The sequence below is a fragment of the Arthrobacter sp. alpha11c genome (assembly GCF_054149985.1).
The window spans coordinates 1,379,139-1,405,701 of record NZ_CP196747.1; the positions used below are offsets into that span (position 1 = coordinate 1,379,139).

Annotated in this window: 22 protein-coding genes and 1 pseudogene; 8 read left to right on the top strand and 15 right to left on the bottom strand. The window is 60.4% G+C overall.

Annotation, left to right across the window (positions count from 1 at the left end; all coding sequences use genetic code 11):
- Positions 1 to 671 precede the first annotated feature (671 nt).
- From ACTAQJ_RS06310 to ACTAQJ_RS06335, 6 genes and pseudogenes are all read left to right on the top strand, one after another.
- Positions 672 to 1,865: an ABC transporter substrate-binding protein gene (locus tag ACTAQJ_RS06310; protein WP_442017884.1), complete on the top strand. Its 1,194-nt coding sequence runs from the start codon at positions 672 to 674 to the stop codon at positions 1,863 to 1,865.
- A 75-nt stretch (positions 1,866 to 1,940) separates the two neighbouring features.
- A complete protein-coding gene (locus tag ACTAQJ_RS06315) occupies positions 1,941 to 2,900 on the top strand; it encodes a carbohydrate ABC transporter permease (protein ID WP_442017883.1) in 960 nt (319 codons plus the stop codon).
- Positions 2,897 to 3,811, top strand: a complete 915-nt coding sequence (locus tag ACTAQJ_RS06320) for a carbohydrate ABC transporter permease (RefSeq protein WP_498701468.1) — start codon at positions 2,897 to 2,899, stop codon at positions 3,809 to 3,811. Before ACTAQJ_RS06315 ends, ACTAQJ_RS06320 begins: the two co-directional genes overlap by 4 nt.
- 47 nt (positions 3,812 to 3,858) lie before the next feature.
- Complete coding sequence (locus ACTAQJ_RS06325) at positions 3,859 to 6,294, top strand: glycoside hydrolase family 2 TIM barrel-domain containing protein (RefSeq protein ID WP_442017881.1); 2,436 nt, start codon at positions 3,859 to 3,861, stop codon at positions 6,292 to 6,294.
- A gap of 48 nt (positions 6,295 to 6,342) precedes the next feature.
- Positions 6,343 to 7,713, top strand: coding sequence for an arylsulfatase (locus tag ACTAQJ_RS06330; RefSeq protein ID WP_498701469.1), 1,371 nt, complete (start codon positions 6,343 to 6,345; stop codon positions 7,711 to 7,713).
- A gap of 887 nt (positions 7,714 to 8,600) precedes the next feature.
- Positions 8,601 to 8,931: pseudogene (locus ACTAQJ_RS06335) on the top strand (YnfA family protein).
- A 1,409-nt stretch (positions 8,932 to 10,340) separates the two neighbouring features.
- On the opposite strand, the gene ACTAQJ_RS06340 reads toward ACTAQJ_RS06335, so the two are convergent.
- The 10 genes from ACTAQJ_RS06340 to ACTAQJ_RS06385 form a co-directional block, all read right to left on the bottom strand.
- Complete coding sequence (locus tag ACTAQJ_RS06340; RefSeq protein WP_498701470.1) at positions 10,341 to 11,801, bottom strand: NAD-dependent succinate-semialdehyde dehydrogenase; 1,461 nt, start codon at positions 11,799 to 11,801, stop codon at positions 10,341 to 10,343.
- Between the two features lie 89 nt (positions 11,802 to 11,890).
- Positions 11,891 to 12,625 carry an SDR family NAD(P)-dependent oxidoreductase gene (locus ACTAQJ_RS06345; protein ID WP_498701471.1) on the bottom strand — a complete coding sequence of 245 codons (735 nt, stop codon included), beginning with the start codon at positions 12,623 to 12,625 and terminating at the stop codon, positions 11,891 to 11,893.
- A gap of 86 nt (positions 12,626 to 12,711) precedes the next feature.
- Positions 12,712 to 13,815: an alanine racemase gene (locus ACTAQJ_RS06350; protein WP_498701472.1), complete on the bottom strand. Its 1,104-nt coding sequence runs from the start codon at positions 13,813 to 13,815 to the stop codon at positions 12,712 to 12,714.
- 24 nt (positions 13,816 to 13,839) lie between these two features.
- Positions 13,840 to 14,352 carry a RidA family protein gene (locus tag ACTAQJ_RS06355; RefSeq protein WP_431117996.1) on the bottom strand — a complete coding sequence of 171 codons (513 nt, stop codon included), beginning with the start codon at positions 14,350 to 14,352 and terminating at the stop codon, positions 13,840 to 13,842.
- 10 nt (positions 14,353 to 14,362) lie between these two features.
- Positions 14,363 to 15,544 carry an FAD-dependent oxidoreductase gene (locus ACTAQJ_RS06360; RefSeq protein WP_498701473.1) on the bottom strand — a complete coding sequence of 394 codons (1,182 nt, stop codon included), beginning with the start codon at positions 15,542 to 15,544 and terminating at the stop codon, positions 14,363 to 14,365.
- Between the two features lies 1 nt (position 15,545).
- Positions 15,546 to 16,313 carry an amino acid ABC transporter ATP-binding protein gene (locus ACTAQJ_RS06365; protein ID WP_498701474.1) on the bottom strand — a complete coding sequence of 256 codons (768 nt, stop codon included), beginning with the start codon at positions 16,311 to 16,313 and terminating at the stop codon, positions 15,546 to 15,548.
- A complete protein-coding gene (locus ACTAQJ_RS06370; RefSeq protein ID WP_442003132.1) occupies positions 16,310 to 17,206 on the bottom strand; it encodes an amino acid ABC transporter permease in 897 nt (298 codons plus the stop codon). Before ACTAQJ_RS06370 ends, ACTAQJ_RS06365 begins: the two co-directional genes overlap by 4 nt.
- Positions 17,207 to 17,253: 47 nt before the next feature.
- Entirely contained in the window at positions 17,254 to 18,177 is a 924-nt protein-coding gene (locus tag ACTAQJ_RS06375; RefSeq protein ID WP_441437324.1) for an ABC transporter substrate-binding protein, read from the bottom strand.
- A gap of 109 nt (positions 18,178 to 18,286) precedes the next feature.
- A complete protein-coding gene (solA, locus tag ACTAQJ_RS06380) occupies positions 18,287 to 19,444 on the bottom strand; it encodes an N-methyl-L-tryptophan oxidase (RefSeq protein ID WP_498701475.1) in 1,158 nt (385 codons plus the stop codon).
- On the bottom strand, positions 19,441 to 20,400 hold the full coding sequence (locus tag ACTAQJ_RS06385; protein ID WP_498701476.1) for a succinylglutamate desuccinylase/aspartoacylase family protein: 960 nt from the start codon (positions 20,398 to 20,400) through the stop codon (positions 19,441 to 19,443). The genes solA and ACTAQJ_RS06385 overlap by 4 nt, the downstream gene beginning before the upstream one ends.
- A gap of 136 nt (positions 20,401 to 20,536) precedes the next feature.
- On the opposite strand from ACTAQJ_RS06385, the gene ACTAQJ_RS06390 reads away from it, so the two are divergent.
- Positions 20,537 to 21,217 (top strand): GntR family transcriptional regulator, encoded by a 681-nt coding sequence (locus ACTAQJ_RS06390; protein WP_441437327.1) that lies wholly within the window; start codon positions 20,537 to 20,539, stop codon positions 21,215 to 21,217.
- A 386-nt stretch (positions 21,218 to 21,603) separates the two neighbouring features.
- Here the strand turns inward: ACTAQJ_RS06390 and ACTAQJ_RS06395 are convergent, their stop codons facing one another.
- From ACTAQJ_RS06395 to ACTAQJ_RS06415, 5 genes are read right to left on the bottom strand one after another with little or no spacing between them, the layout of a single operon-like run.
- Complete coding sequence (locus ACTAQJ_RS06395; protein WP_442003130.1) at positions 21,604 to 21,783, bottom strand: hypothetical protein; 180 nt, start codon at positions 21,781 to 21,783, stop codon at positions 21,604 to 21,606.
- Entirely contained in the window at positions 21,780 to 22,547 is a 768-nt protein-coding gene (locus tag ACTAQJ_RS06400) for an alpha/beta hydrolase family protein (RefSeq protein WP_441437328.1), read from the bottom strand. The genes ACTAQJ_RS06395 and ACTAQJ_RS06400 overlap by 4 nt, the downstream gene beginning before the upstream one ends.
- Entirely contained in the window at positions 22,544 to 23,569 is a 1,026-nt protein-coding gene (locus ACTAQJ_RS06405) for a zinc-dependent alcohol dehydrogenase (RefSeq protein ID WP_441437329.1), read from the bottom strand. Before ACTAQJ_RS06405 ends, ACTAQJ_RS06400 begins: the two co-directional genes overlap by 4 nt.
- A complete protein-coding gene (locus tag ACTAQJ_RS06410) occupies positions 23,566 to 25,065 on the bottom strand; it encodes an FAD-binding oxidoreductase (RefSeq protein WP_498701477.1) in 1,500 nt (499 codons plus the stop codon). The genes ACTAQJ_RS06405 and ACTAQJ_RS06410 overlap by 4 nt, the downstream gene beginning before the upstream one ends.
- A 39-nt stretch (positions 25,066 to 25,104) precedes the next feature.
- Positions 25,105 to 25,884: an SDR family NAD(P)-dependent oxidoreductase gene (locus ACTAQJ_RS06415; RefSeq protein ID WP_441437331.1), complete on the bottom strand. Its 780-nt coding sequence runs from the start codon at positions 25,882 to 25,884 to the stop codon at positions 25,105 to 25,107.
- Between the two features lie 80 nt (positions 25,885 to 25,964).
- Between ACTAQJ_RS06415 and ACTAQJ_RS06420 the strand changes: the two genes are divergently transcribed.
- On the top strand, positions 25,965 to 26,561 hold the full coding sequence (locus ACTAQJ_RS06420; protein WP_442003129.1) for a TetR/AcrR family transcriptional regulator: 597 nt from the start codon (positions 25,965 to 25,967) through the stop codon (positions 26,559 to 26,561).
- Positions 26,562 to 26,563 lie beyond the last annotated feature (2 nt).

Here is a 26,563-nt window from a genome sequence, read left to right on the forward strand (position 1 = left end):
AACCGAGAGATTGAGACCGCAGAGACGCGGACTTGAGGAGAGCCGTCATTGCTGCGGGAGGGCCTCGGCCGACTCCTTGCCGTCGTTTCCGCGGCCAATATTGCTGTTCGCCAGGCGCGGCGTGGCGATAGGCCACGTCGCGAGCGGGGTTCCTTTTTCGTGAAACAAGCCCAGGGCGTCTGACGCTAGCAATCACAACCTCGAAGCGGCCTAAAGGCATTGACAAGGCATTCCCGGAGTGAGATAGTTTTCCCAATTACGAGATTCATCTCACAATTAATGGCCGTGATGAAGTCAGTACCTTGTAGCGGTCGACAGCTTCATACTCGTCTTAATGAGAGACAGGTTTTGGATCTCAACTCGTTCCGGCTCCCAACCTCTGGGACCGCCCCGGCGGCCAGAACCTGACCGCCGACCGGGTGGCCACGAAGCGAAACCACGACCCAGATGCTATCGAACGGCTGATTAGGGGCCGCCAGGCACCAGATCCGGGCAAGCGCTGCTACACGAATAACTCACCAATCCCATAGGGGACATAGATAGTAGGAGTTTCAATGGCACCACGTTGGTACACATGCGCGGCGGCAGCCGTTGCCATTTTGACTGCAACCGCTCTAACGGGCTGTTCAAGCAGCTCTAGCCCGGCCGAGACTGGCCCTGCCGGTGAACCAGTGACCATCGAGTACTGGGGGGCTGCGATTGGCCAGGAGAAGTCAGTCGCGATCTTCAACGCTGCACACAAGGATGTCCAGATCAAGTACACCCAGATTTCCGCGGGTTCGGCCGGCGGCTACTCAAAGATGCTGAACGCTGTCCAAGCCGGCAACGCTCCGTGCCTTGGCCAGATCAGCTTCGACACCATTCCCAGCTTTGCGGCGTCGGGTTCGCTTGAGGACATCACCAAGTACGCCGAAGGCAGCAAAGACCAGTACTCACCTGTGGCATGGCAGCTTTCCAGCCTCGGCGGAAACGTCTACGGCATTCCCGTGGGTCTGGGACCCATGGCACTCTACTACCGGGCAGATTTGTTCCAGCAGTACGGTATTGAAGTTCCGAAAACCTGGGACGAATTCCAAGCTGATGCCGAAAAGGTGAAGGCGAAGGATCCTGCTGCCTACTTGGCCACCTTCCCGCTGAACACCTACGACCTCGGCGCGCTTTCTCAACAGGCCGGGGCCCAATGGTTCAGTACAGCAGATGATGCCTGGAAGGTGTCCCTCAACGATGACCCGTCAAAGAAGGTGGCAAAGTACTGGCAGGGTTTGGCTGACAAGAAGCTCGTTGTCCCCGAGCCAGCCTTCGACCAGGCCTGGTACACCAACCTCCAGAGCGGACGGATACTTTCCTACGTCAGTGCTGCATGGACCGGCGCCCTCTTGGAGAAGAACGCTCCAGGACTCAAAGGCAAGATGGCAGTAGCCCCCATGCCTCAGTGGAAGGAAGGCGAAAAGGTTTCCGGCAACCGCGGCGGCGGGTCAGTCTCTGTTTTGAAGGGGTGCAAGAACCCGAAAGAAGCCACTGAGGCCGCGGTATGGATGACGACCAACGCGGAGAGCGTGACAAGCCTGATCAATGATACGGGCATCTACCCGGCTGCCATCAGTGGCCAGAAATTGCCTGCGCTAACAGCAGGGTCGGACTTCTTCATTAATTCTGACAAGACCGCTGAAATTTTCTCCACAGCCGCGAGCAACATACCGGAGCAGTGGGTGTGGGGTCCGAACATGACCAGCCTTCAACCCAAGTTGAATGACGGTCTGAAAGTCATCGGCTCGGGACAGGGAACCATCTCTGAGTTGCTTGACACACTCCAGAAATCCACGATCGCTGACCTGAAAAGCCAGGGTTTGAGCGTCAAGGAGTAAAGCCCCAACCCGCGGCGCCCAGTTGTGAAGCCAGCTGGGTGCCGCGGGCTCCATTCATCACCAAAAGGATTAGCCATGAAGGCACCCACCCTCTCCGCACAGCGGCCCGTGCAACCAGGAACGACAACAGCTAAGCCCCGCAAATCACGGTTGAGCCGGAAGACCACGGTGTCTGCGCTGCTCTTCCTGGTACCGTTCGCGATCATGTTCTTATCCATGAAGGTTGCTCCCATCTTCTACGCGATTTACCAGAGCTTCTTCAAAACGGAACGCAGCGGCCTTGGCGTCGGGAGTTCCAAGAGCATCTTCGCGGGCTTCGGGAACTATCTGGTCGCGCTGCAGAACGGCGACTTCATAGCCTCCTTCGGACGCGTATTTTTGATCGGGATCGTGCAGGTCCCTCTCATGCTGACCATTGCGTTATTCCTGGCGCTTCTTTTGGACTCTGCCTTCTCACCCTTCCGGCGCGGATTCCGACTGATTTACTTCCTGCCGTACGCTTTCCCCGGCGTCATCGCGGCGATCATGTGGTCGTTCCTGTATCAGCCGGATCTCGGGCCTCTCAGCGGATGGCTGAGGGCCATCGGCATCGACGTCAACTTCCTTGCCAACAACATGGTCTTCTTCTCGATCGGGAACATGATGACCTGGGGCTTTACAGGCTTCCAGATGCTGATCATCTACTCGGCGCTACGGGCAGTTCCTGAAGACCTGACCGAAGCCGCGAGCCTGGACGGGGCCGGATGGTGGGCCACCGCATGGCACATCAAAATCCCCGCAGTGCGGCCAGCCATCATCCTCACCGCCGTTTTCTCGATCATTGGCACTGTCCAGCTGTACAACGATCCCGCGATCCTGTCCAAAGTGGCACCAGGAATCTCCTCGACGTTCACGCCGATCATGGCGGCGCAACAACAGGCCGCATCCAACAACTACAACCTGGCAGCCGCTCAATCGGTCATCCTGGCCCTAGTTGCTTTGGTCCTGTCGTTCGGATTCCTCAAATTCACTCAGCGAAAGGAAGCTGACTCATGACCACCGCTCCCCCGCGCACGACAGTCCGGCGCCCAACGCAGTCCCGCGGAACCAGTCGAATGCCATGGCGCCAACAACGCGTCCCGTTCTCGGCGCGCACGTTCTCCTTCGTCGTGATGGCCGCATTCGCGGTCTACAGCCTGGTGCCCCTCTGGTGGCTTATCGTCAGCGCAACGAAAAGCAGGGGGGACATGTTCACGACCAATCCCATGCTGTTCTCCGACTTCAATTTATGGGAAAACATCGCTGACGTTTTCGCGCAGCAAAACGGTATCTTCGCCGTCTGGACGGGAAATACGGTGCTCTACTGCGTCGGAGGTGCCGCCATCGCCACCGTGTTCGCAGCTATGGCCGGCTATGCTCTGGGCAAGTATCAGTTCCCCGGCCGAAAGCTGGTCTTCAACATCATCCTGGCCGCCGTTCTCGTGCCCGCGATCCTCTTCGCGCTCCCCCTGTATCTGATGCTCAGCGAAATCCAGTTGGTCAACACCTACTGGTCAGTTCTCCTGCCCAGTCTCGTAAGCCCTTTCGGAGTATTCCTCGCTGCCACGTACGCAAAACAAGCCATCCCCAACGAACTCCTCGAAGCAGCCCGTATCGACGGTGCCAATGAAGCCCGGATTTTTTGGCGGATCGGTCTGCCCATCATGTCGCCCGCCCTGGTGACTGTTTTCCTGTACCAGTTCGTCGCAATCTGGAGCAACTACCTCCTGCCCGTGCTCATGCTCAACAACGACACCCTTCAGCCCCTGTCAGTTGGTCTTGTCAATTGGCGTGAGCGTCTGAACGAGGGAATCTCTTACCACATCACGATCACAGGATCCCTCCTGGCCGTGATTCCACTGCTCATCGCTTTCTCCATCCTTCAGCGCTACTGGCGCTCCGACCTCGCCGCAGGCGGAGTGAAATAAGTGCCGTCTGAACAAAGACGGCAAACCATGAAATGAAGGAACAGTAGATGAAACGCATCCCGTTCAACCGAGAGTGGCAGTTTGGCCCTCTAGTTTCAGTCCATGAAGCGATTCGGGTAGCCCCGCCAAGTGACAATCTCGTCGACCTCCCGCACGATGCAATGCTCGCCAGCGGCCGAACGGCGGATGGGACAGGCGGAGCACCAACCGGCTACTTCGACGGCGGCTCCTGGACATACGAGAAGCTATTCGATGTCCCTTCCGACTGGGCGACCAAACGCATCACTTTTGAATTCGAGGGCGTTCACCGGGACGCCATGGTCTACCTCAACGGAGCTTTTGCTGGCCAGTGGAGCAACGGATACTCCTCGTTCCACATCGAGGCAGACCCCTTCCTGAACTACGGAGAGACCAACACCATCCGTGTTGACGCACGTTCCCATGAAGATTCACGCTGGTATCCAGGCGGAGGGCTCTACCGCCCGGTGCATCTTCTTATCGGTGAACTTGTCCATATCATCCCCACCGGATTGCGGGTGTCCACCCCCGACGTTGATGAAGAGCTTGCCACTGTCGTGGTCAGATCAACAATCGCCAATAAAGGGGCAACTACTCGTACCGTCGATGTTGTGCTCGAACTTTGTGACAACACAGGTGCGGAAGTGGTCTCAGAAAAATCCCGTGTCACGCTCCTGCCATACGAAACATTGACTTCCCATCAGCGGACGTATGTGCGGCATCCGTCCCTGTGGAGCCCGGATAACCCCGCTCTTTACCGCGCAACCGTTACCCTCCAGGACGAGAACGGACCCATCGACCGTGAATCAACGACGTTTGGCATCCGGAGCCTCGCAGTTGACCCCATCCGCGGGCTCCGCCTGAACGGAGAGACCATCAAACTCCGAGGCGCGGCGGTCCACCACGATCATGGGGTGCTCGGAGCAGCGGAATTCGCCGACGCCGCTGTGCGGCGGGTTCAGCGGATGAAGGATGCGGGCTTCAACGCGATACGCTCGGCACACAATCCGATCAGTGTGGCGATGCTCGACGCCTGTGATCGGCTGGGCATGCTGGTGTTCGACGAGGCGTTCGACATGTGGGCGGTGTCCAAATCCACAGATGACTACTCCCGATCATTCCCCCAGTGGTGGGAGCGTGATATCGACGCCATGGTGGCGAAGGATTTCAATCATCCGAGCGTCATCATGTACTCCATCGGAAACGAAATTATTGAGGCGGGAACCCGGCATGGCGCCCGGTGGGGGCGGTTGCTTGCAGAGCGTACCCGTGAGCAGGACCCAACCCGGATCGTGACCCATGCTTTGCAGGGCATGTACATGGCCAGGGACAAAGTCCCGGAACTCCGCGCCGAGGTAGACCAGGACAGCTCCACGATTCGCGGGCTCAACGACTACCTGGGCCAGGTAACACACCTCATGAACAGGGTCATGGCCTCGGAACTTCTCGGAGAGCGGCTGCTGGAGCCGGCATCCGTGCTCGATATCGTTGGTCTGAATTATGGAGACACGCGTTACGAAGTCGACCAAGACGAATTCCCCCGTCGCATTTACTTCAACTCCGAATCATTTCCGACACACATTGATCGGCTGTGGAAGATGATTCTGGCCAGAAACAACGTAGTCGGTGATTTCACCTGGACCGGGTGGGACTTCCTGGGTGAGGTCGGTACGGGCAGGCACGTATACCCCGAAGATTCCCAGGAACATCGCGCCCCGTACCCATGGATCGCCGCCGTATGCGGAGACATCGACCTCATCGGCCACCGCAAGCCCATCTCCTACTACCGCGAAATCGTCTTTGGACTGACCGATGTCCCCTACATCGCCGTACGAAAACCCCGCGACGACGGATACGTGATCGAACCCAAAGCCTGGACCTGGTCAGACGTGATACCGTCCTGGACCTGGGATGTCGATCCAGGAACTCCCATCCACGTCGAAGCCTATGCCTCCGGTGATGAAGTGCAGTTCGTCCTGAACGGAGCAGTCGTGGCCACCGAAAAGGTCGGAGCGAACCGCGATTACCTTATACAGGTGGCTCTCCCATTCGAACCCGGAGTCCTGGAAGTCATTTCGTACCGCGATGGCACCGAACTGGGCCGCCGGGAGCTAAGAACGGCCAACAAGCCAACCAAACTGAGTCTTTCAGCCGACCGGACCGCGATCACCGCCAACACTGTTGACCTCGTGCACTTAGAGATCACGTTGGTGGACGAGGAAAACCGCCCCAATCCGACCACAGACGTGGAAGTAGCCGTCACCGTCCAAGGGCCGGCGACACTGCAAGGATTAGGATCGGCCAATCCTGAAGCCCCCTGCGACTACCTTGGAAATGTGTCATTGACGTACCACGGCCAAGCCCTCGCGGTCGTTCGTGCCGGAGCCCAGCCAGGCCCCGTGACGATCACAGTCAGAGCTGACGGGTATCCGGACGCGACGTTAGTAATCGCGCAGGAAACATAAACGGTACGAGCTTTGAAGAAGCGAAGCGGAATGCATAGGTGAATTTGAATGGCTCAAGCTAGTTCGACGGCGCGCACTCCCAATGTAGTACTCATCTGCACCGATCAATGGAGAGGAGATTGTCTCTCTATCAACGGTCATCCAATTGTTAGGACGCCTTATCTCGATGCAATTGCCGCGGAAGGTGCAAATTTCTCGAATGCTTATTCATCCACGCCGACCTGTGTTCCTGCCCGCATGGCCCTGATGACCGGCCTTACCGCCCGTTCCCACAGACGGGTTGGCTATACCGACGGCATTGACTTCGACCATTCCGTAACCCTCCCGGGAGAGTTCACTAAGGCTGGATATCAAACACAGGCGATCGGCAAAATGCATTACTATCCTGAACGCGGACGAATTGGGTTTAACAACGTTATTCTGCATGACGGATACCTAAACTTTGCCAGGAAACGCGGCCGCGAAGTCGATTGGTACGACGACTATTTGGTTTGGCTGCGAGCTCAAGCGGGAGAAAGCGCAGTTTCGGACTATTTTGACGACGGCATAAATTGCAACTCGGTTGTCGCACGTCCCTGGTCCCGTTCGGAATCCCTTCACCCAACCAACTGGGTCGTGACAGAAGCAATCTCATGGTTATACCGCCGAGACCCTACCGTTCCATTCTTCCTGTACCTCTCCTTCCACCGCCCGCACCCGCCATACAATCCGCCAGCATGGGCCTTCGAACAGTATTTGAACCTTCCTGATCATGACCCACCTGTGGGCGACTGGGTTGCTGACCTTGAGGACTACAGAACCGATCATCGGCCAGACGCCCACGTAGCTACATACGATCAGCAGACTTTGAACCGGGCCCGCGCCGGATACTACGGCAACATCACGCATATCGATCACCAGATTGCCCGCTTTATGGAGGTCCTACGCGAGTTCGGGTTGAAGGACGACACGTACATCGTCTTCACTTCCGATCACGGTGAAATGTTGGGTGATCACGACCTCTGGCGTAAGGGATATCCGTACGAGGGTTCATCTCGCGTGCCGTTACTGATATCCGGCCCGGGCATACGTGGCGGCCAGCGGGTCGATGCCCTCGTTGAACTTCGTGACTTGATGCCTACTCTTCTCGACGCGGCACATCTTCCGGTGCCGGGAAGCATCGACGGCATTAGCCTCTTCGGCCTTACGCAAGCTGACGAAGAGGGCAGCAATGTTGAATTGCGACCGTACCTACATGGTGAGCACGTACTCCTCGGCCAGTCCATCCAGTGGGTGCGAGCAGGCAGCTGGAAGTACATCTGGTTCTCGAAGAATGGAAACGAGCAACTTTTCGACCTCCACAACGACCCCGGGGAGACCCGGAATCTCAGTGAAGATCCCGATTGCCGGACTCAGCTCCTAAACTTCGAGCCAGCCTGATCGCCGAACTCTCCGGTCGCCCGGAGAAGTTCGTGCAGTCGGGGCAGCTAGTATCTGGACAGGCCGTCGTTACGCTGCTTCCAAAGGAATCGTAGGCTGGGGTCGATGTGAGCGGAGAACATCTATAGCCGCGGCGCACCCGCGTTAATCTCGGACAGGTTGAGGACATCCTGATAACCAATGCAGCCACAAGCACCGTCGTCGACATAGCCGCCCTCACTTCCGGGCTCCGCTGTGACCGGCTGAAAGCTCTTTCGGCGCAGCATGTGAAACCGCTGCCAACTGGTTCGACCGCTGCCGCCGACGGACTGCGAATGGAGCAGGCCACATGGCTGGCAAGACTTCCCGGGATGAGATGCCCCGGCTTTCTGTTGCAAGCTGGTGTTCACCGAAATGACCGTATCGCCGTAAAATAGCTTGGAACGAAGTCGTTTGAACAGCCGACGCATTTCTGCTTCACCACCATCCCCGGATCGATACCGCGGTGTCTTTGGTGCGGCAGCACTATTGAGCGCGCCTCGAGCCAGCCTCTTTGGTCACGGTCATGGTCGGCGATGGTGCCAAGGGCACCGACATCAAAATCGCCGACAGACTCTCCCTGCCGGTGTCCCTGCCCGCCCATGCTCGGGGCCTTCGTCCGCTTCAGTAGAGACAAGAGCTTCGCTGTCCTGGGCCAGAACAAGCCCTTCTTGGTCACGATGACATTAGGCTCCATCACGAGGACCATCGTCGGTGGGGACTCGTTCCCTGTCTCGTTCTTATGCCGCTGCTGGTTCTCCTACTGCTTTTATCCTCCATCAAGGTCTGGAATCATGACCAGTCCCCACAAATGACAGGATGGGTCATGCCCAATTGCCAAGTCCGTGTTGTTGTTCGCACTCGCTGCTATGGCTGAAATCGGGGGCGCGTGGCTGCTGTGGCAAGCGGTGCGGGAAGGCAAAGCCTGGTGGTCCGGTCTCGGCATCATAGCCTCGGGGATCTATGGTTTCGTCGCCACCCAGCAGCCCGACGCGCACCTTGGCAGGATCCTAGCCGCTTATGGTGGCTTTCTCGTCGCAGAATCACTCGCATGTGGCATGATCTTGGACGGTTTTCCGTCACGATCGTTGGGACATCATTGGTTCCCTGGTCTGCCTGCTGGGCGTTGCCGTGATCATGTTCTCGCCCGCCCTAGGAGAGGCCCACTGGCAGGGGATTTGGGCACGGGTTGCTCTGTAGACGCGCTTACGGCCAGGGCCAACCGTCCGCTGCAGAGTCCCTGTCCTCAAACCCAATCATGTCGTAGTGATTGCGACCATCAATGAAGCTGTGTAAGTAAGAAATCCGAAGCATACTTGTCCGGCCAAAGGGCAGATTTAAGTGTGGACAATGTCCACACCTCCTTTGGCCTGACAAAGCGTTCGCTTGCCCGGCCTTCTCGCTATAGGAACGAGCCTAAGCCAAGCGATCGAGACGCAGGATCTTGAAGTCATGTTGTGCCCAGTCCTTCTACCCATGAAGAGGTGCAGGCCAACCACGGCCGACCAGACGGATCGAGAAAGGAACCTATAGCCCCAGTTCAGAGCAAGCGGAGGGCCCATCAGCCAAGACCCTGAACCCGCTCCCCCACAACTTCACAGGCAACCCGCGGCGCCAGGCACACCCCGCGGCCAGTGTCAGAGGGACCTGACCAACCAGAATGTACACACATTAAACAAAAACCCCCTCTGACGAGGGGGTCTGCCGTGCCCGAGGTGGGACTCGAACGAGATTCCAGGCATTGGAAACACTGGGAAGAGGCGGAAACCTGCGGAAACCGGGCCAGTCCGAGGGCAATATGGGCCGGTCGGAAGCGAAAAGTGTGAACATTGTTCACACTTCTTTTTTGGCCGATTGCCCACCGTAGAACGGACCCGCCGCGCTGAGCACTGGTATGCGGCACCTTGAAATAGGCGCTGTCACCTCTGCAGATTGCCTGCTGATGGCACCTTCAGCCCTCCTGAAGCCACCTGCCGGGATGAGGCCGTGACCTCCAAGCCACGACCTCCACCGGCCGATTGACAATCCAAAATCCGACCACATTCTGCCCGGCAGAACGACGGGCCAACGTCCAACACGGTGGCAACACCTCCTCCATCGTTAACATGGCGGAGGCGGCACCGAGGAACATGACAACGCCATGGGGTCAGCCCGACGACAGAACATCGGTTATCGGCCCGCAGTGGGACGAGTAGAAACACGTAAGAGAACCCGTCTCGGCGTGCTTTTGCGCGTTTTCCCATGTCAGGGCCCCAAGAAGGCTCTGCACCTTCGCAGCACTTCATCGAACACCCACGACCAATCATCCGGGCAACCCAGGCTTTGGCCTAACGGGAACGAAGCTGGTGTGGCTCGAGGCGGCCTGACGAGGCCACCCGGATGCACCCACTTCAGACGGCTCATCTCGGCCTGCCGTGACATTCCAAGGGTGGGCATCAACCGTTTTGGGACGCCGAGGGTCTTGAACCGCTATCTCGTTGCGTCCTCGCGCCATCCACGGTTCCGCTGGTCGGCCTTTCGTATTTCGATGGGCAGCCGTATGAGCCCTTTTCCACTCCGCGAAATCGTCCATGGTTTCTCTAGCGTTTGGGCGGACATGACCAGTCAGGTCAGAGTTGTATGCCGGTGTATTTGGTTTCCTGGTAGGCCTCGAGGCCTTCGATGCCACCTTCGCGGCCGAGGCCTGATTGTTTGGTCCCGCCGAAGGGTGCGGCCGGGTTGCTGATGAGTCCGCGGTTGATGCCTGTCATGCCGGCATCAATCGCGTCGGCGACGCGCAGTGCCCGCCCAAGGTCCTGAGTGAAGATGTAGGAGGCCAGTCCGTACGGCGTGGCATTCGCTTCGACGATGGCTTCTTCTTCCATGTCGAAGGTGTAGATGGCTGCGACGGGGCCGAAGATTTCTTCTTCCCTGATGTTGGCGTTGGTTGGAATGTTGGTCAGGACGGTGGGCGGGTAGTAGTAGCCGGGGCCGTCAATGACTTGGCCGCCGGTAAGGCAGGTTGCGCCCTTGGCGACGGCGTCGATAACGAGGTTGTGGACGGTTGCTCGTTGCTTGTCATCGATCAGTGGTCCGAGGCCCGTGTTGGGTTCGTGCCCGTTCCCTACGGTGACGGCGGCGAGGCGTTCGGTGAAGCGTTTGGTGAACTCGGCCGCGATGCCGGCCTGGACATAGATCCGGTTGGCTGCAACGCAGGACTGACCGCCGTTGCGGAGCTTGGCAAGGTAGGTGCCTTCGATGGCGGTGTCGACGTCGGCGTCGTCGAAAACAATCAATGGCGCATTCCCGCCGAGTTCCATGGAGGTGTTCATGACGTTCTGCGCGGCTTGGGCCAGGAGTACCCGGCCGACTTCGGTGGAGCCGGTGAAGGAGATCTTTCGGGTCCGTGCGTCACTCATGATGGGGCCGATCAGATCCCGGGAGTTGCTCGTCACGACGACGTTCACCACACCGGCGGGCACGCCCGCTTCCTGGAGGACTTGGGCGAGCAGCAGGGACGTCAGCGGGGTCTGGGCGGCAGGCTTGAGGATGGTGGTGCATCCAGCGGCCAAGGCCGGTGCGATCTTGCGGGCGCCCATGGCAAGGGGGAAGTTCCATGGGGTGATCAGCAGGGAGGGGCCCACCGGGCGTTTTGACACTGCAATGTGGTAGTTGGAGCCCGGTTCGACGCCGAAATGGCCTTCGGTGTGGATGCGTCCGGCGGATTCTGCGAACCAGCGGAAGAAGCCTGCGCCGTAGTCGACTTCGGATTGGGCTTCGGCCCAGGGCTTGCCCATTTCATCAACGATCAGGCGGGCGAAATCGTCGCGGCGGGCGATGATGCCCTGGTAGGTGCGGGCGAGGATGTCGGCGCGGTCTCTTGCCGGTGTTGCTGCCCAAGCGTCCTGGGCCGCGCAGGCGGCGTCGAGTGCCGCCGCTCCGTCTTGGACTGAGCCGTCGGAAACGTGCGCGATCGCTTCGCCGGTGGCCGGGTTGATGACCGGCATGGTGGCTCCTGTGCCGGATGGTTTCCATTCCCCGCCGATGAACAGCCGGGTTTCGGTGAGGTCCAGTGTGGTTCCAGTACTCATGGGCGTTGCTCCAGTTTCAGGCTTTGTTGGGAAGGGTGCGGGACCCGGCGGTTGACCGGGCCCCCGCCGTTTTTGTGGATCATGCGCTGCTAGAAGGCGGTGTATCCGCCGTCTACCGGGAGCGTCGCTCCGGTGATGTAGGAGGATTCCGGTGAGGCCATGAAGAGAATGGCGTCTGCGATCTCTTCGGGGGTGGCGAGGCGTTGGAGCGGGATCTGGCCTTCGCGTTGTAGACGGTACGCTTCGGGGTCGTCCCTGCGCTGGATAGAGGCTTCAATGATTGGGGTAGCGGTCAGGCCTGGAGCGACGACGTTGACGCGGATGTTTCGTGAGGCCCATTCAATAGCGGCGCCCTTCGCCAGCATGATGAGGCCGCCCTTGGCCGCGGAGTACAGGACTTGATCTGCCATGCCGACCATGCCGAGCCGTGAGCTGACGAGCACGAACGAACCCCCGGCGGCGGGCATCAGCGGCGCGAAGTGCTTCATCATCAGGAACGAGCTGAGCAGGTTACTGTGCAGCACGTTCTTCGCATCCTCATAGGCCATTTCCGTGAGAGGCCCGGTGACCTGCAGTCCGTGGTTGAGGACGACTACATCCACTGTTCCGAAGGACTCTGCCGCCTGTCGCGCCAGGCTTTCGACGAATGCTTCGTCGTTGAGGTCGCCGGGAACGTACAGCTCCACGGCTTGGGTGTTGTTGAGTTGTTCCCTGCGACCGGTGAGGAGGAGACGGGCTCCCTCGTGGCGGAAATGGGAACTCACTGCCTCGCCGATTCCGCTGCTGGCTCCGGTGACGACGGCCGTGGTTTTATCAAGTCTCAAGTCGGACACTCCATCGTGAGGTTGGTTGTTTGGGATAGGGACTGGGGAATGCCGGGGGACGGATGCCCAGTCCCCCGGCACTCCAGTCAGTTGAGGAATCCCCGGGCGTCCACAGGCCACCGTTCCAGGGTGGTTCCTGTGCTGTCGGTGACGATGTACTCCTCGAAATTGACCACTACCGGGCAGACGTGGTTGGGTACGACGGGAAGGACGGTCCCGACGGCGGGGCGGAAGCCCGCGGGAAGGGGGAGGAAGCCATGGTATTCGTTGAGTTTGGACAGGACGGCCGCGGTGCCTGCGATTCCGCCATAGCCAATCTCGGGGTTTCCTTCACGGCCGAGGGCTTTGGTTCCGATGTCCAAAAGAACCTGATTGGGGACCCAGTCGCTGACCACTGTGCCGGCGAGGAAAAGTGCGATCTGATCCTCCGTGCAAGCGCCGAGGCGGGTGTTGTTCAGGTCGTTGAACACGTACTCGCCGGGCCTGATCTCGGTGATGACGCTGTTGGTGGCAAATTCCACGGTCGGCGTGGAGCCGGCACTGACCACCTCCGCGGTGATCCCCACTCCGCTGAGGCTCCGTACCGCGGTGATGAGTGCGGCATCTTGGTCCTCCGCCGCTCGCTTGCGGGCGTCCGGTCTGGCGCTGCCGTGGCCTGGATAGGTGAAGACGCCCGCCGGGATCAGGCCGCGCTTGCGGGCGGCTTGGGCGAGGTGGCCGGCGGCCTCGGGAGCCGCCCCGGAACGGCGCGCACCACAATCGACCTCGATGACGACCTGCAGCAGTTCCGCTTCTGATCCCATCGCATCGGCCAGGGCATCGATCGCTGCGACGTTGTCGACGCCGACCCGGAGCCGGGTTGTCTCGGCCAGCTTTCGGATCCGTGGGCCTTTGGTTCCAGCAGGCCAGATCGGATAGGCGATGAAGATGTTGTCGAAGCCGGCTGCCGCGAAGACCTCGGCCTCGCCGACGTTGCCGGCGGTGATTCCGACCGCACCTGCTTTGAGCTGGCGGCGGCCGATTTCGACGCATTTGTGGGTTTTGACGTGCGGCCTGACAACCAGATGCCGCGCATCGGCGAAGGCCTGCATCCGATCGATGTTGTCCTGCATCACGTCGGACAGCACGATGGGTGAGGGCGTGTCGATCCGGCCGTGGAGTGCCTCGAGTGCTTGCTGAATGCGGTTCACGCTGTGCTCCTTATTGTGCATGCCCTACGCCTCCGTGCAGACCATCTGGATCTCGACGGGGCTCCTGCGCGGTAGCCCGGCTACGCCGATCGCAGTACGGGCGTGCCGTCCGTTGTCACCCAGCACCCCAATGAGCAGGTCACTGGCTGCATTAGCCACCTGCGACTGCAGGCCGAAGTCCGGTGTACTCGCCACGAAGACGAGCATCTGCACGATGCGCACCTTGTCCAGGTCCCCCACCGCTTGGACGGCGGCAGCGAGTGCGTTAAGCGCGGCGTGCCGGGCAAGCTCCTGCGCTGTTTCAAGCTGCACGTCGCGGCCGACGATGCCGGTGCCCAGGAGTTCGCCGTCTTTGTACGGCAGTTGGCCTGAGATGTGAATGCTGGAGTCCACCGAGCGGTGATGCAGGTAGTACGGGTTGTCAGCGAGGCTGGGCAGCTCCAGGCCGAGGGCACGGAGCCGGTGTGATGGCGAGCCGGACACGCCGTTGGCGACCAGCCCGACTTGAGAATCGGTGGGGGCAAAGGGAAGGCTCATATCAACGCTTTCACTGGTTGTGGGAAGAGGATTGTCCGGCCGCGGCAGCCTGCGTGGTGTGGACGCTCATGAACCGTTCCGGACGCACGAAGTCCAGCCCCTCGAATGTTTGCAAGCCAAGTGCTTCGCGGGCGGCGATCTCGCCGTATCCGGTGGCCATTTTGAAGCCGCCGCCGGAGAACCCGGTTGCGCAGTAGACCCTGCTACCGGCGTCGAGGCGGCCGAGCAGCGGGTTGCGGTCGGTCGTGAAGAGGTCCGGGAACGCGTCCGAGCGGACGATGTTTGGATACAGGCCGGGGAAGAACTCGCTCACCGTCTCGGTCGTCTCGGCAATCTCTGCCGGAGTAAGTTCCCTCGGAACCGCACTGGGGTTCCCGGTAGGCGTTGGCCGGAAATTCAGGGTTGCCTTGACGGTGACCCCATCAACTGCGGGCGCACCATACATGGACCGGTCTCCGGAGAGCCGGACGAAGACAGGAAACCGCTCTGGGGAGAAGAGCGCGGGATTTTTGGCGACGAACCACGTGAGGAAGACCCTGTTCGGTTGGGTGTGCGCTTGGAGCGACTCCGGCATGAGCTTCTGCGACCAGCCGCCGGAGGCGACGATGACGTTCTCGAACGTCCAGGACTTGTCCCCGGAGGTCACCACTACACCGTCTACGGTTTCCCGGATCCCGTCTACCGGGGTGTTGGTGAGCACTGTCGCACCGTTGGCCTGGGCTGCGGAGACCGCAGCCGTGACGGCCCGATCCGTCCTGAGTGCGCCGCCGTTGGGGTCGAACACACCGATGTCATCGGCACGCAGGTTGTGCTGCGGATACCGCTCGGCCATCTCCGTCCGGGAGAGGATCTGGTGCGCTACGCCGGTCGCCCGCGCCGACTCGAGCAGCTGCGGGATGTACGCCCCGTTCGCCGTACCAATGTAGATTCCGCCGCAGCGCAGGAGGATGTCCTGTCCGGTTTCGTCCTCAAGCTCGGCCCAGAGACGTTGGGAGCTCTGCAGGATGGGATTGAAGCCCGGGTTTAGGTTGAGCATGCGGAACAGGCGGGTGTCTCCGCCAACGGCGCTGCGTCCGTGCGCAGGGAGCTGCGCTTCGAATCCGACCACGGAATCGGATAGCCGGGAGGCCTGCCAGAGGGCCATACTGCCAATGGTGCCGAGGCCGATGACGGCCAACTTTCCATCTGTCATTTCAGAGCACTTTCTCGAGGAAGGACTGGGTGCGGGACTCTTGGGGGTTGCGGAGCACTTCGCGGGCGTCGCCGCGTTCGACGACGTAGCCGTCGTCCATGAAGATCAGGGAATCGGCCACTTCGCGGGCGAAGCCCATCTCGTGGGTGACCACCACCATGGTCATGCCCTTCTTGGCGAGCTCCTTCATAACGGTCAGGACTTCACCGACCTTTTCGGGGTCCAGTGCAGATGTCGGTTCGTCGAAGAGCATGATGTCCGGATCCATGGCCAGGGACCTCGCGATCGCGACGCGTTGCTGCTGCCCGCCGGAGAGTTCGGCCGGGTAGCGGTCCCCGAAAGCGCCGAGGCCCACGCTTGTCAACAGTTCCTGGGCGCGTTTGGCTGATTCCTTCTTGTCCGCGCGCTTGACCAGGACCGGTCCGGACATGACGTTCTCCCGGGCGGTCATGTTTGGAAACAGGTTGAAGGACTGGAAGACCATGCCAACCCTGGTGCGCTGCTGGGCCAGTTTCTTCGCAGGCAGGGCGTGGTAGGCCTTGTCGGTTTCGTAGTAGCCGAAGTCCTCGCCGTTGACTTTCAGGATTCCGGAATCCACGGTCTCCAAGCCGTTGATGCAGCGCAGGATGGTGGACTTTCCCGAGCCGCTGGGGCCGATGATGCAGCAGATCTCTCCGCTGGCAATCTCCAGGTCGATGTCCTTCAGGACTGTCTTGGGTCCAAAGGACTTTCGGATTTTCCGGGCAAGGATAGTGCCGTCGGTGCTCATCGCGCGATACCTTCCGGGTCGGTCAGCACAACGGATTTCGACTTCCGCGGAAGCCGGGCTGTTGCGCGGGAGTACTTCTGTTCGAGCTTGGACTGCGGGTAGCTCAGCAGCAGGGTCATGACCAGGTACCACAGGCTCGCCACGATGAGCAGCGGGATGGTCTCAAAGGTGCGCGCGTAGATCAACTGGGTGCTCTGCAGAAGCTCGGCCACGCCGAGGACGCTGACCAGCGAGGTTTCCTTGAACATTCCGATGAACTGATTGCCGGTCGCCGGGATGATGGACGGCATGGCCTGAGGGATGATGACCTTGCGCATCCTCATGGACGCGCTCATTCCGAGCGAGTCGGCGGCCTCAAGCTGGCCCTTGCCTACTGCGGAGAAGCCGCCGCGGATGATCTCGGCCATGTACGCGGCCTGGTTGAGGGTCAGGCCCACAAGCGCTGCGGTGATCGGGCCCATGATCGTGTTGACGTCGATGGCGGTGCTGATGTCGGTGAACGGGATCCCGATGCTCAGGTTCGGGTAAAGGGCGGAGATGTTGAACCAGAAGATCAGCTGCACCAGCACTGGGGTGCCACGGAACAAGGTGATGTAGAGCCCGGCTGTCATGGAGACCGGCTTCACGTGCGAAGCCCGCATGATCGCGAGGGCAAGCCCGAGCAAGGTTCCCAGGGCCATGCTCGCAACCGTGAGGAAGATCGTGAGCATGAGCCCGCGCAGGATCGTCTCAGCGAAGAAGTACTTCCCGACGATCTCCCACTTGAAGTTGGAGTTGGTGAGGACCGAGGTGAGGATCCCGACGCCGACGAGGATGCTAAGGATCCACCCCGCGTATTCCGATCGGGTCCGAAGCCGAAGCCGTGGCTTGAGGGCTGCATCTACGCTTCCCATGGCAACTTTGTTTCCTTTGCTGATAGCCGTTGTCATTCAGGCACCTGCTAGTTCAGCTTGGCGTCGGTAATGGCCCCAAACTCCAGGCCCCAGGTTTTGAGGGACTCCTTGTACTCCGGGTCCGCAAGGATCGACTGGACTGCTGCCTGAATGGCGGGGGTCAGGGGCGACCCCTTCTTCAGCGCAACTGCCGTGATTCCGGTTCCGCCGACGTTCAGCGGAGGGGTGAGCATCTGGAAGGAGCCCGGCTGCTGCGTCTGCGCCCAGGCGAGTGCCGTGGTGTCGTAGAGGATGCCGTCGATGCGCTTGGAGTGCAGCTGGACCAGGGCTTCCTGGATGTTGGGCAGCGTCACGGCATTGATTGCGGGCTGTCCCTTGGAGGTGCAGGTCATCTCGTTCAGGGCTGGAAGGCGCAGCAGCTGACCGGTGGAGCCCTGGGTGACGGCAATGCTCTTCCCACATAGGGTCTCGTTGGTGAGTTTCTGCGGATTTCCGGCGGTCACCCCAATGGAGCTGCCGGCCTTGAAGTAGTCGATCATGTCCACGACCTTGAGCCGGTCCTCGGTCTTGGCCATGGTCGAAACCGTGAAGTCGAAGCGGCCACCGTCAAGGCCCGGAATGATGGTGTCGAACTTCGTGTCCTCGAACTTCACCTTGACGCCAAGCTTCTTGGCAATAAGCCGGGTGATATCCGGGTTGAGGCCGATCGGGGTTTTGTTGTCCTCGGCGAGGAAGACGGTCGGCGGGTAGTGCAGGTCCGCGGCCACCGTGAGCTCACCTTTGTCCTTGTACGACTTCGGCAGGAGGCTCACAGCCTTCGGATCGGGCTGGACACCCTCAGAGATGTCCCTGAGGCCCAGTTCAGTGGGGCTGGCCGAAGGTTCACTACCGGCGGCGCTGCCGCACGCGCTCAAGCCAATGAGGAGGGCCAGTGAGGCCACAGCGGCGTGGACCTTGTTTTGTGTCTTCATGGTGTTTTCCTTGGAATTTATTTTGGTTGGGGATGGTGCGGTTACAGAAAAAGCCGTGTAGTGGTGCCAGATGGATGTAGTTAATGGCTGGGACGGGCCTTGCGTCACCTCACGGGTTCGCCATCGAGGTCTGGACGGTAAGGAACCGGTCGGGGCTCAGGAGCGGGATCGTGCTGTCACTGGCACCGTGAAGGGCGTAGTCCGCGGCGATTTCGCCGAGCGCCGGCGCAAGCTTGAACCCATGACCGGACAGGCCCGTGAGGACAGTGATGCGGTCCTCGCCGCCAAGCCGCCCAACGATCCCGTGCCCGTCCTGGGTGTAGCCCTCCATGTAGGCGGCCACACGGACAGGATCCGGATAGAGTGCCGGGAAGGAATCGGCCACGAGTTGCCTGAATGCCTTCATTTCGTCGATGGGGACCGTCCGGTCGAGGGCGTCAGGGTCATCGACCAGACGGTTGACGGTGCCGGACAGGCCTAGTTTCAGCCCGTTCCCGTCCATCGCGGGCAGTCCATAAAACTCTTCGGGCGTTGTGCGTATGAAGCATGGGAAGTTGGCCGGATCAAATGCTCCGCGTTCCTTCGTGACGAACCACGCCGATACCGCCTTGCGAACCTGCACGAGTGGCGCGAGTTCCGGAAGCAGCTTGGCAGCCCAGGGGCCGGTGGTGATCACAACGTGGTCGTATCGCTCGCTCCGGCCATGGGCGCTGACCCAGACCCCGCCCTCCTTGACTTCGACCCCTTCAACTGGGCTGTAGGTGCGGAGTTGGGCGCCCAGCGACATGGCCCGGTAGGCGGCCTTCAGCACCGCGAGCTCAGGGCGAAGATAGCCAGCCTCACGGTCCAGGACAACGGCGTCGCCCTCGTGGAACGGATGATGCGGCCAGCGGGTGCGCGCCTCGTCGAGCGGAATGATGGAGGCGTCCACCCCGAACTTGTCGATGGAGTCACTGACGTTGGCCATCTGCGATGATGCCTCCCCCAGCATGAGATTGCCGGCAAGGGTAAGGAGATTGGTGCCTGTCTCGCCCTCGAGCTGTTGCCACAGTGCCTTGGCGGTGCGAAGCAATGGCACGTATTCGGGGTCTTCGAAGTAGGCGGTGCGGAAGATACGGGACTCGCCCGCGTGGGCGCTGCGGTCGTGGGCGATTCCGAACTGCTCGTAACCGACTACCTCCATGCCCCGTGAAGCCAGGCGCCAGGCAGACATGCTGCCTGCCGTTCCGAGACCGATGACGGCCACTCGCTTCTTGGTGGTGCTCACTCTGAAACCTCCTGGGTTAGAACCATAAGGAGTCCGTCTGCGGCGATCGCGGGACTCGTGGTGATGATCATGGGTATTCCGGCGTGCGTTGCCTTGACTTTGTGGATGACGTCGCCGAAGAGGTCACTGACCTGTCCGAGAAGCTCCCCCTTGGAAACAGGCTGGCCAAGTTCGACGCTCGGTTGCCACCAACCGCCCACCGGCGAATGAATCCAGCTCCAGCCTTGGTCGTGCTCCGCCTGGCCAGGGGTCTGCTCAACGTCATAGGGGAGCATTCCCAGGGTCGCCGCCACATTCCGCAGGCCCCTGACATGAATGGCGACAGCCTTGCGATCGATGATGCCGCCGCCTCCTGCCTCAGCGGTGATCGCCGGGACACCGGCATCCGCGGCCGCAGAACTCGTGGTGCCGGTGGTAACCCGTGAGGCGGCAGGCTGCCTGATCACGTGCTGTGTTCCGTACGCCACCGCGATCCGCCGTGCAGCCTCACCCACCGGTGACTCGTCGTAGATAACTACCGGCTCGATAGCTTCCGGTACGTCTCCGGAATGAAGGTCGACGACGAAGTCGGCTTCCCGGATGAAGCGTTCGAACACATGGTGTGCCAGTACGTCCGAAAAGCTGCCGTTCGGGTCGCCAGGAAAGCACCTGTTCAGATTCTTGCCGTCCATTGGAACGATGAAGGGCGTCCGGCTCAGGTAAGCCGGGAGGTTTACCACGGGAACCGCGGTGATGATCCCCCTCAGTTCCGCAGGATTGACCTCTGCAACAAACTCCCGCAGAGCAGCCATGGCCGCATACTCACAGCCATGGACGCCCGCGAGCATCGTCAGCCGCGGCCCGGGCTCCCCGCCATGGATCTCGATGTACGGCAGATCCAAACCGCCGCCAGGGAGAGCAGCGATGTGGAAGTGGCCGCGAACCACGGCCTCTTGGCTTCTGAAGCCATCATGCATTTTGATGTCCTATCCGACCATAGTGTCCGACAATCGTGTCCGACATGATTGTTTGATACTATCGTTTGGTGATCTAGTGTCAAGGCCCACTCCAAAGCGCGGGTGGCTGCCATTAGCCGATAGGGGTGTGAGCGCAATGGAGAGTCAACCTACCTCTGAGCCAGCAAGGACGTCTCTCGCGAGAACGCTTGCGCCTCGGGTTGCGGAGCGAACAACGCTCGTGGATCAAGTGGCGCACCGAATCAGGAGGGAAATCATCCTGGGAACCCTCGATCCGGGTCGGCATCTCGTAGAAAAGAGGCTCGCTGAAGATCTGTCTGTGAGCCGCGGCACAGTCCGCGAGGCCCTGACGCGCCTTGCCGCAACCGGGCTCGTCGAATTCTCGCCGGGTTCAGGTAACCGGGTTCGATACTTCAGCGACGGCGACATCGCCGAGATCGGGGAAGTCTTCGCAGCCCTCGAAGGACGAGCTGCCATGCACGCCGTGCTTCCGCCGTCCGAAAGCGTTGAGAAAGAACTGAGGCGCATCGCCGAACGCATGCGGGGGCTTCGTCTGCCAGAGGACGTAGACGATCTCATGAGGTTGGACCGCGAGTTCCACGGAACGCTGATGAATCAGCAGCCAAAGGCCAAACTGGTGGAGGCATGGCAGAGCCTGGAGTCGCTTCTCGCCGTCATGATGGTGCCGATAATGCGGCGCGGCGTGGGAACCGCCGACAGCCAGGCGGACAGGCATCTGCTGCTGGTCGACGCCGCAATGAGCGGAGAGCCCGAACTGCTCATCAAGGGTCTCGAACAGCACTACTACCAGGAGTAACAGCAGATCGGCCACGCCGTGGCCTCGTATTTCTTTGCGGCACCGAACCAGAATGCTCACCGCTCGAAAGTGGTTGATCGAGACCTGGCCTAAAAGTAGTGGGCTGCTATCTGACGACTCTTTGGATCAGGTAAGGAACCGGTCGGGCGTGGTGCTGCGCACTCGCCCGCGTCACGTTGCCGTCGTTCGCCTCAGCCACGAGGGCACCGGATCCGAACTCGAACCGCAACCTCTGGCGGGCCAAGTCCCCGCCGCGGCTCAGCAATCAAACGGTAGCTCTAGAGACATTTCCCGGGAGCGCCACCAAAAACTGGAGTGAGATTTCGGATCCCTTCCCTAGAATTTCCCACTTTTCTTCCAGGACGAATCACGTCAGAGACAGAATGTCAGGAGTCCCTGACTGCATCGACGAGACGATAACTAGTGAGTTGGAGGCGGATGCGCGTTTCGCTGCCGATGCCATCGCCGCCCGGATCGGAATCACCCGGAGAATGCGCAGCCCGAATCGCATGGTTGGTATGCGTTTCGCCCTCTCCGGGTCCGAGGATCTTTGTGCTCCCCGTCATAATGAGAGCTTGTCTTCTCCGGCGGAAGGTACGGGCGCTGAGTCGGCGGTTACGTCGTTCAGCCACTCCAGCGCTTTGGGCCAATACGAATGATCGGGCTGCAGGACGAACATGTGGTCGCCCCCCTGAACTTCCCGAAGTTCAACATTGTCCCCCACCCCGGCGGCTCTGGAGACGTATGCCTTGCTGTGGCTCAAGGGGACCCGGACATCATCCGAGCCGTGGACGACCAATTGGGGAACACGGATCGGTGCCTGCTCCAAAGGCGAAGCTTCTTCAAAGACTTTCTTGGTAAGACCAGCCTTTTCGAGGAAGACCGGCGTCGCTCCCTCTCCCAGTCCTTCAGCCGCGCAGCGGGCGACATCCGTGATCGGGGCGAGCGCAACGACAGCAGCCAGTCGCGCTGTCTTGGCCGCGAGCAGGGCCAGGTGTCCGCCGGCGGAATGTCCAATGACCGCAATGGATGACGGGTTTACCCGCAGCGGCTCTGAGGTCAGGTGGTGAATGGCTGCCAGGACGTCGTCCAATGTCCCAGGCCAACCGCCGTCGTCGCCATCGATCCTTCGATACTCTACGTTCCAAACCAAATACCCCCTCTGATGCAGATCAGCAGCCAGCTCATCCATCAGATGCAGGTCGTGTTTAGCACGCCACCAGCCACCATGGAGCAGCACGACAGCACTGTCCTGTGACCAGTTCTCGGGAAACCAGGCTTCGACAAACTGAGAAGGATGCTTTCCGTAGTTAATGACTTGCTTTGTCATTGCCACGCCCCATGGAGGACGCTGCGAACCACGGTTTCGGGGTTCTGAACGGTGTGCGCAAACGCCTTGGCACCTTGCGACCAAGGGAACTGGTCAGTGATAACTGATGCCGGATCAACCACGCCCTCCTGGACCAAGCGCACCGCCTCGGAGTACATGCCTGGGCCTCCCTTGATTCCCAGCACCGACAGCTCTTTGAGCAAGATGCTCGCTGGCGACGGGGAATGCGGCCCACGGCCCACGATGGCAACAACGGAACCCGGGGCTGCTATCCGTTCGGCGAGGTCGACGCCCGCGCCGGCCGCGGATGTCTCGATCACCAGTATCGGGCCGCCTTTAAGTGTCTCGATGTCCTCAGCTTCCGCCGGATCGAACATCTTCACGCCAAGGGAGCTGCCCAGGTCCCGGCGTCGCTTCTGGGGCTCGAAGACAACGCAATCCCATCCAAAGTGCTGGGATACCTGTGCCTGCAGGATGCCCAACGGGCCTCCACCAATGATGGCGGCGGCCCCCTGGCCGGGCATTAAGGGCGCCACCCGGCGAAGTGTGTGAAGGGCCACGGCGACGGGCTCCAAGACGGTGGCCGCCAGGTCTGATACCGCGTCCGGCAGCGGAATGAGTTGGGCCGCCGGAAGCTGTACATATTCAGCGGCCAAACCTGGGCCGAGCATGCCGAGGTATCCGCCGTCCGCGCAGAGCTGCACCTTGCCTTGCCGGCACATCGCGCATTTCCCGCATCGGACGACGGGGTCAACGGCAACGCGTTGGCCCTCTTGGAGATCGACTCCAGGCCCTACCGATTGGATGATTCCGGCTCCGTCATGCCCCGTTACCCATGGATACATGGATCCCCGACCGGAGTAGATGTGAAGGTCTGTGCCGCACAGGCCCAGAGCGACCATGCGGACAACGACTTGACCGGGGCCGGGCTGACCTAGGTCAGGGCGTACGACAGTATCCATCTCATAGGGTGCTGTCAGCTCAAGAACACGGCCACCGAGGCTGATGGCTGCAGCACTCATGAGATGCCGTACTTGCCCGGCGCGATGGTTCCCTTGGGATCCAGTGCCGCCTTAATTTGATGCGTGACCTGCTGCAGTACCGGCAGACGGGCCATGGCCCGTTCCTGCCAGTCAGTCGGGGTTCGTCCGATGGGGTAGCCGATCTCGTCGTATGCTTCGACCAAGGCAGCATCGGCGGCGTTCATGCGGGCTACCTCATCAGCGTCCTGACGGTTGAAGATGATGAGGTGCAGGCCGCGTGCTGCCCTGGTGCTGCAAACGAACTCGACGAAGTACTCAAACCCGTGCTCGGCAAGGACGCGGCGTGAGGTTTCGTGCTGAAGCTCAGCAGCTTCGCCGATCATAGGTGTGGCGGGCAGGAACCAGGTCGCGCCACCGCCAGGGCGCCAGTTGAGCATGTCGACTTCACTGTCTGTGGGTTCACCACTGTAGGTGTCGAGATGGATCTTGTAGATGGGGTTATCCAGCATTTCCTTGTGGGAAATGTAGGTGGCCTTACCTGATGCCTCGAAAACGGCGCGGATCCTACCGAGCGTGGGCTGCAGCGCCTCCTCGGAAGGCCCATACAGGGCGCCGGACACGAGCCACGCTCCGGTGCCATGCTTTTCCTGCAGTTCCCGGCGGATGGCATCCGGCAGTGGCACCTGACCGTCGGTGCGGTTATAAGGGTAGGTATCCTCCGTAGCGAAGCCGTAACCGCCGGAGGTCACCTTGATGAGGGTAGGAACCACCGAGTTGAGCTTCAGCGGGCGCACCATTTCAAAGATCTCGGAAAGGTCCTCGTCCTCCGCGAAGGAGAAAGCAAATCCCACAATGACCGGCGGGCGTGGCATCAGCCAGACAGCAGTCTGCGTGACAATGCCGAAGTTGGATTGAGTGAAGATGCCGTCCAGGAGCGGTCCGAACCCCGACTTATTAGTAAAGCGGCTATTGGAATTGGGAAGGGACCCGTCTCCGGTGTTGAAGATTTCCCCGTTGGGCAGAACTACTTCCATCCCGCAGAGCGTGCCGAAGTGATCGAAGTGAGGGGTGTAGCCGGCACCGCGGTCGAGGGCATTGCCGATGATGCTGCCATCGGGCGGACCGGAGGTTCCGCTGATCATGAACTTGTCGCCGAGTTCGGCCATTTTTGCCCGAAGCTGTCGGAAGGTTACTCCCGGTTCGATGACGGCGTAGCCGAGTCGTTCATCAACTTCCAGGATGCGGTTCATCCGTTTGCCCAGGTGCATAACCACCTGGCCTTCCCGGACTGGGGAAAACTCTCCCATGCCCCAGTTATGGCCCGTGCTGGTCGGCCACAAAGACACTCCATGCTCGGCGGCCAGGCGAACAATGGTGGAAACGTCTTCAGTGGAAGAAGGAAAAACAATCCCATCGGTTTGACGGTCTCCGCCAGGGAGCCGGTTGCTGCTGTATGAGGCGCGGCCAGCATCCGAAACGTCAACGGCATCTTGACCAAGGATCTGGGAGACTGCCTCAAAGAACTTTTCTGACATTAGAAGAAACTCCTGTTTGAAGGGTTTTTTGTTTGGCGGCTAAATCGCCGACCAGCCGCCGTCGGAGGCCAGAACCGCGCCGTTTAGGTTGGTGCCGTCGTCGCTGAGCAGGAAAGTGATTGAGGCTGCCAACTGTGCGGCGTTAGCGGGCGTGGGGATATTGGCCTGCATGAGTGGGATGAGCCGTTCGGTGGCCAGTTGGGAGCCGAAGTTTGCCTCGATGCCAGTGAGTGTGGGCCCGGGAGCCACGGTATTGAAGCGAAGACCCTTCGGGCCGTACATCACGGCGGAGTTCTTGGTCAGGCCAACAACGGCATGTTTGGAGGCAGTGTATGCAGCCCCGGCAGCCGAACCGCGGATGCCGGCCTCTGAGGAAACGTTGACTACCGACCCCGCCCCGGCTTCCAGCATCAGCGGTACAACGGCGCGGGTAAGACGCATGAGGGCGGTGACGTTGATCCGGAAAACGCGGTCCCAAAGGTCATCGTCCACCTCATGGATTGGTGCGAAGTTATCCATGATTCCGGCAATGTTCGCCAAGGCGTCGATGCGCCCGCCGGCGGCAGAAACCACAGCGGCAATAGTTTCCTCAGTAGAGATGTCACCGGCCACTGGCACCAGGTCCAGGTTCTTATTCTCTTCAACGAGAGCGTCGAGGCGCTGCTTGCTGATGTCCGCGGCGATAACCTTGCCGCCCTCCTTGGCGATGCGCATGGCAGTCGCCTGCCCTATGCCGGACGCTGCACCCGTTACGACGACGGTTTGTCCCGCAAAGCGGCCATTAGTGATGGTTTCCTGCCACGAGGCTTCGCTGCCCATGATGTCCTTCCAGACGCTGATGATGTCGCAGCCAAGATTACGACACTCAGTGTCATAATGGAAGGGTGAATACTGGTGAGATGCTTTCGAACGATTCAATCACTATCCACCGGTCGCCGGGGCGGCCGGTGAGCATCGACCCTGAAGCGGTTGCCGCCCTTGCCCTCAAAATGTTCGCCGAGCGGGGGTATGAGCAGACCTCGATGGAGGATATTGCGCGGGAGGCCCGCGTTGGGCGGAAGACTTTGTACCGCCATTTCGCCAATAAAGCAGAGTTGGTATGGGGCGGGATGGGACCTGTAATAGAAGCCTCCGCCGCCGCCTTGGAGTCGGCCCCTGCACATCCCCTGTCCCGACAGGCGATTCTGGACGGACTTCGGGAAGCCGTGCTTACGGGTATTGCCGCCCTCCCGGACCTCGCCGTGACCCGCGGGAGACTCCGATTGATCGCCGAACACCCGGAGCTGCTGAGCCGCAGCCAGGAATTCTTAGGGACTCGCAACGACCAGACCCGCTCCTACCTCACCGCCCGTGGCATTCCTGAAGACACTGCCCGGTACCTGTGCGCCGCTCTTGCTGGCGCATTATTCGAAGCCTGGCTGCAATGGGCGGCTAATGATGACACTGACCCTGCCCCCTACCTTCGGCGGGCGCTTGCCGTCCTCCAGCTGGGCTAACC

Bases quoted from the DNA above. Each gene is read 5' to 3' on its own strand.
- ACTAQJ_RS06315 (WP_442017883.1), top strand. From the start codon at position 1,941: ATGAAGGCACCCACCCTCTCCGCACAGCGGCCCGTGCAACCAGGAACG.
- ACTAQJ_RS06320 (WP_498701468.1), top strand. From the start codon at position 2,897: ATGACCACCGCTCCCCCGCGCACGACAGTCCGGCGCCCAACGCAGTCC.
- ACTAQJ_RS06325 (WP_442017881.1), top strand. From the start codon at position 3,859: ATGAAACGCATCCCGTTCAACCGAGAGTGGCAGTTTGGCCCTCTAGTT.
- ACTAQJ_RS06330 (WP_498701469.1), top strand. From the start codon at position 6,343: ATGGCTCAAGCTAGTTCGACGGCGCGCACTCCCAATGTAGTACTCATC.
- ACTAQJ_RS06340 (WP_498701470.1), bottom strand. From the start codon at position 11,801: ATGAGTACTGGAACCACACTGGACCTCACCGAAACCCGGCTGTTCATC.
- ACTAQJ_RS06355 (WP_431117996.1), bottom strand. From the start codon at position 14,352: ATGAGCCTTCCCTTTGCCCCCACCGATTCTCAAGTCGGGCTGGTCGCC.
- ACTAQJ_RS06360 (WP_498701473.1), bottom strand. From the start codon at position 15,544: ATGACAGATGGAAAGTTGGCCGTCATCGGCCTCGGCACCATTGGCAGT.
- ACTAQJ_RS06365 (WP_498701474.1), bottom strand. From the start codon at position 16,313: ATGAGCACCGACGGCACTATCCTTGCCCGGAAAATCCGAAAGTCCTTT.
- ACTAQJ_RS06370 (WP_442003132.1), bottom strand. From the start codon at position 17,206: ATGGGAAGCGTAGATGCAGCCCTCAAGCCACGGCTTCGGCTTCGGACC.
- ACTAQJ_RS06375 (WP_441437324.1), bottom strand. From the start codon at position 18,177: ATGAAGACACAAAACAAGGTCCACGCCGCTGTGGCCTCACTGGCCCTC.
- ACTAQJ_RS06385 (WP_498701476.1), bottom strand. From the start codon at position 20,400: ATGCATGATGGCTTCAGAAGCCAAGAGGCCGTGGTTCGCGGCCACTTC.
- ACTAQJ_RS06390 (WP_441437327.1), top strand. From the start codon at position 20,537: ATGGAGAGTCAACCTACCTCTGAGCCAGCAAGGACGTCTCTCGCGAGA.
- ACTAQJ_RS06395 (WP_442003130.1), bottom strand. From the start codon at position 21,783: ATGACGGGGAGCACAAAGATCCTCGGACCCGGAGAGGGCGAAACGCAT.
- ACTAQJ_RS06400 (WP_441437328.1), bottom strand. From the start codon at position 22,547: ATGACAAAGCAAGTCATTAACTACGGAAAGCATCCTTCTCAGTTTGTC.
- ACTAQJ_RS06405 (WP_441437329.1), bottom strand. From the start codon at position 23,569: ATGAGTGCTGCAGCCATCAGCCTCGGTGGCCGTGTTCTTGAGCTGACA.
- ACTAQJ_RS06410 (WP_498701477.1), bottom strand. From the start codon at position 25,065: ATGTCAGAAAAGTTCTTTGAGGCAGTCTCCCAGATCCTTGGTCAAGAT.
- ACTAQJ_RS06415 (WP_441437331.1), bottom strand. From the start codon at position 25,884: ATGGGCAGCGAAGCCTCGTGGCAGGAAACCATCACTAATGGCCGCTTT.
- ACTAQJ_RS06420 (WP_442003129.1), top strand. From the start codon at position 25,965: ATGCTTTCGAACGATTCAATCACTATCCACCGGTCGCCGGGGCGGCCG.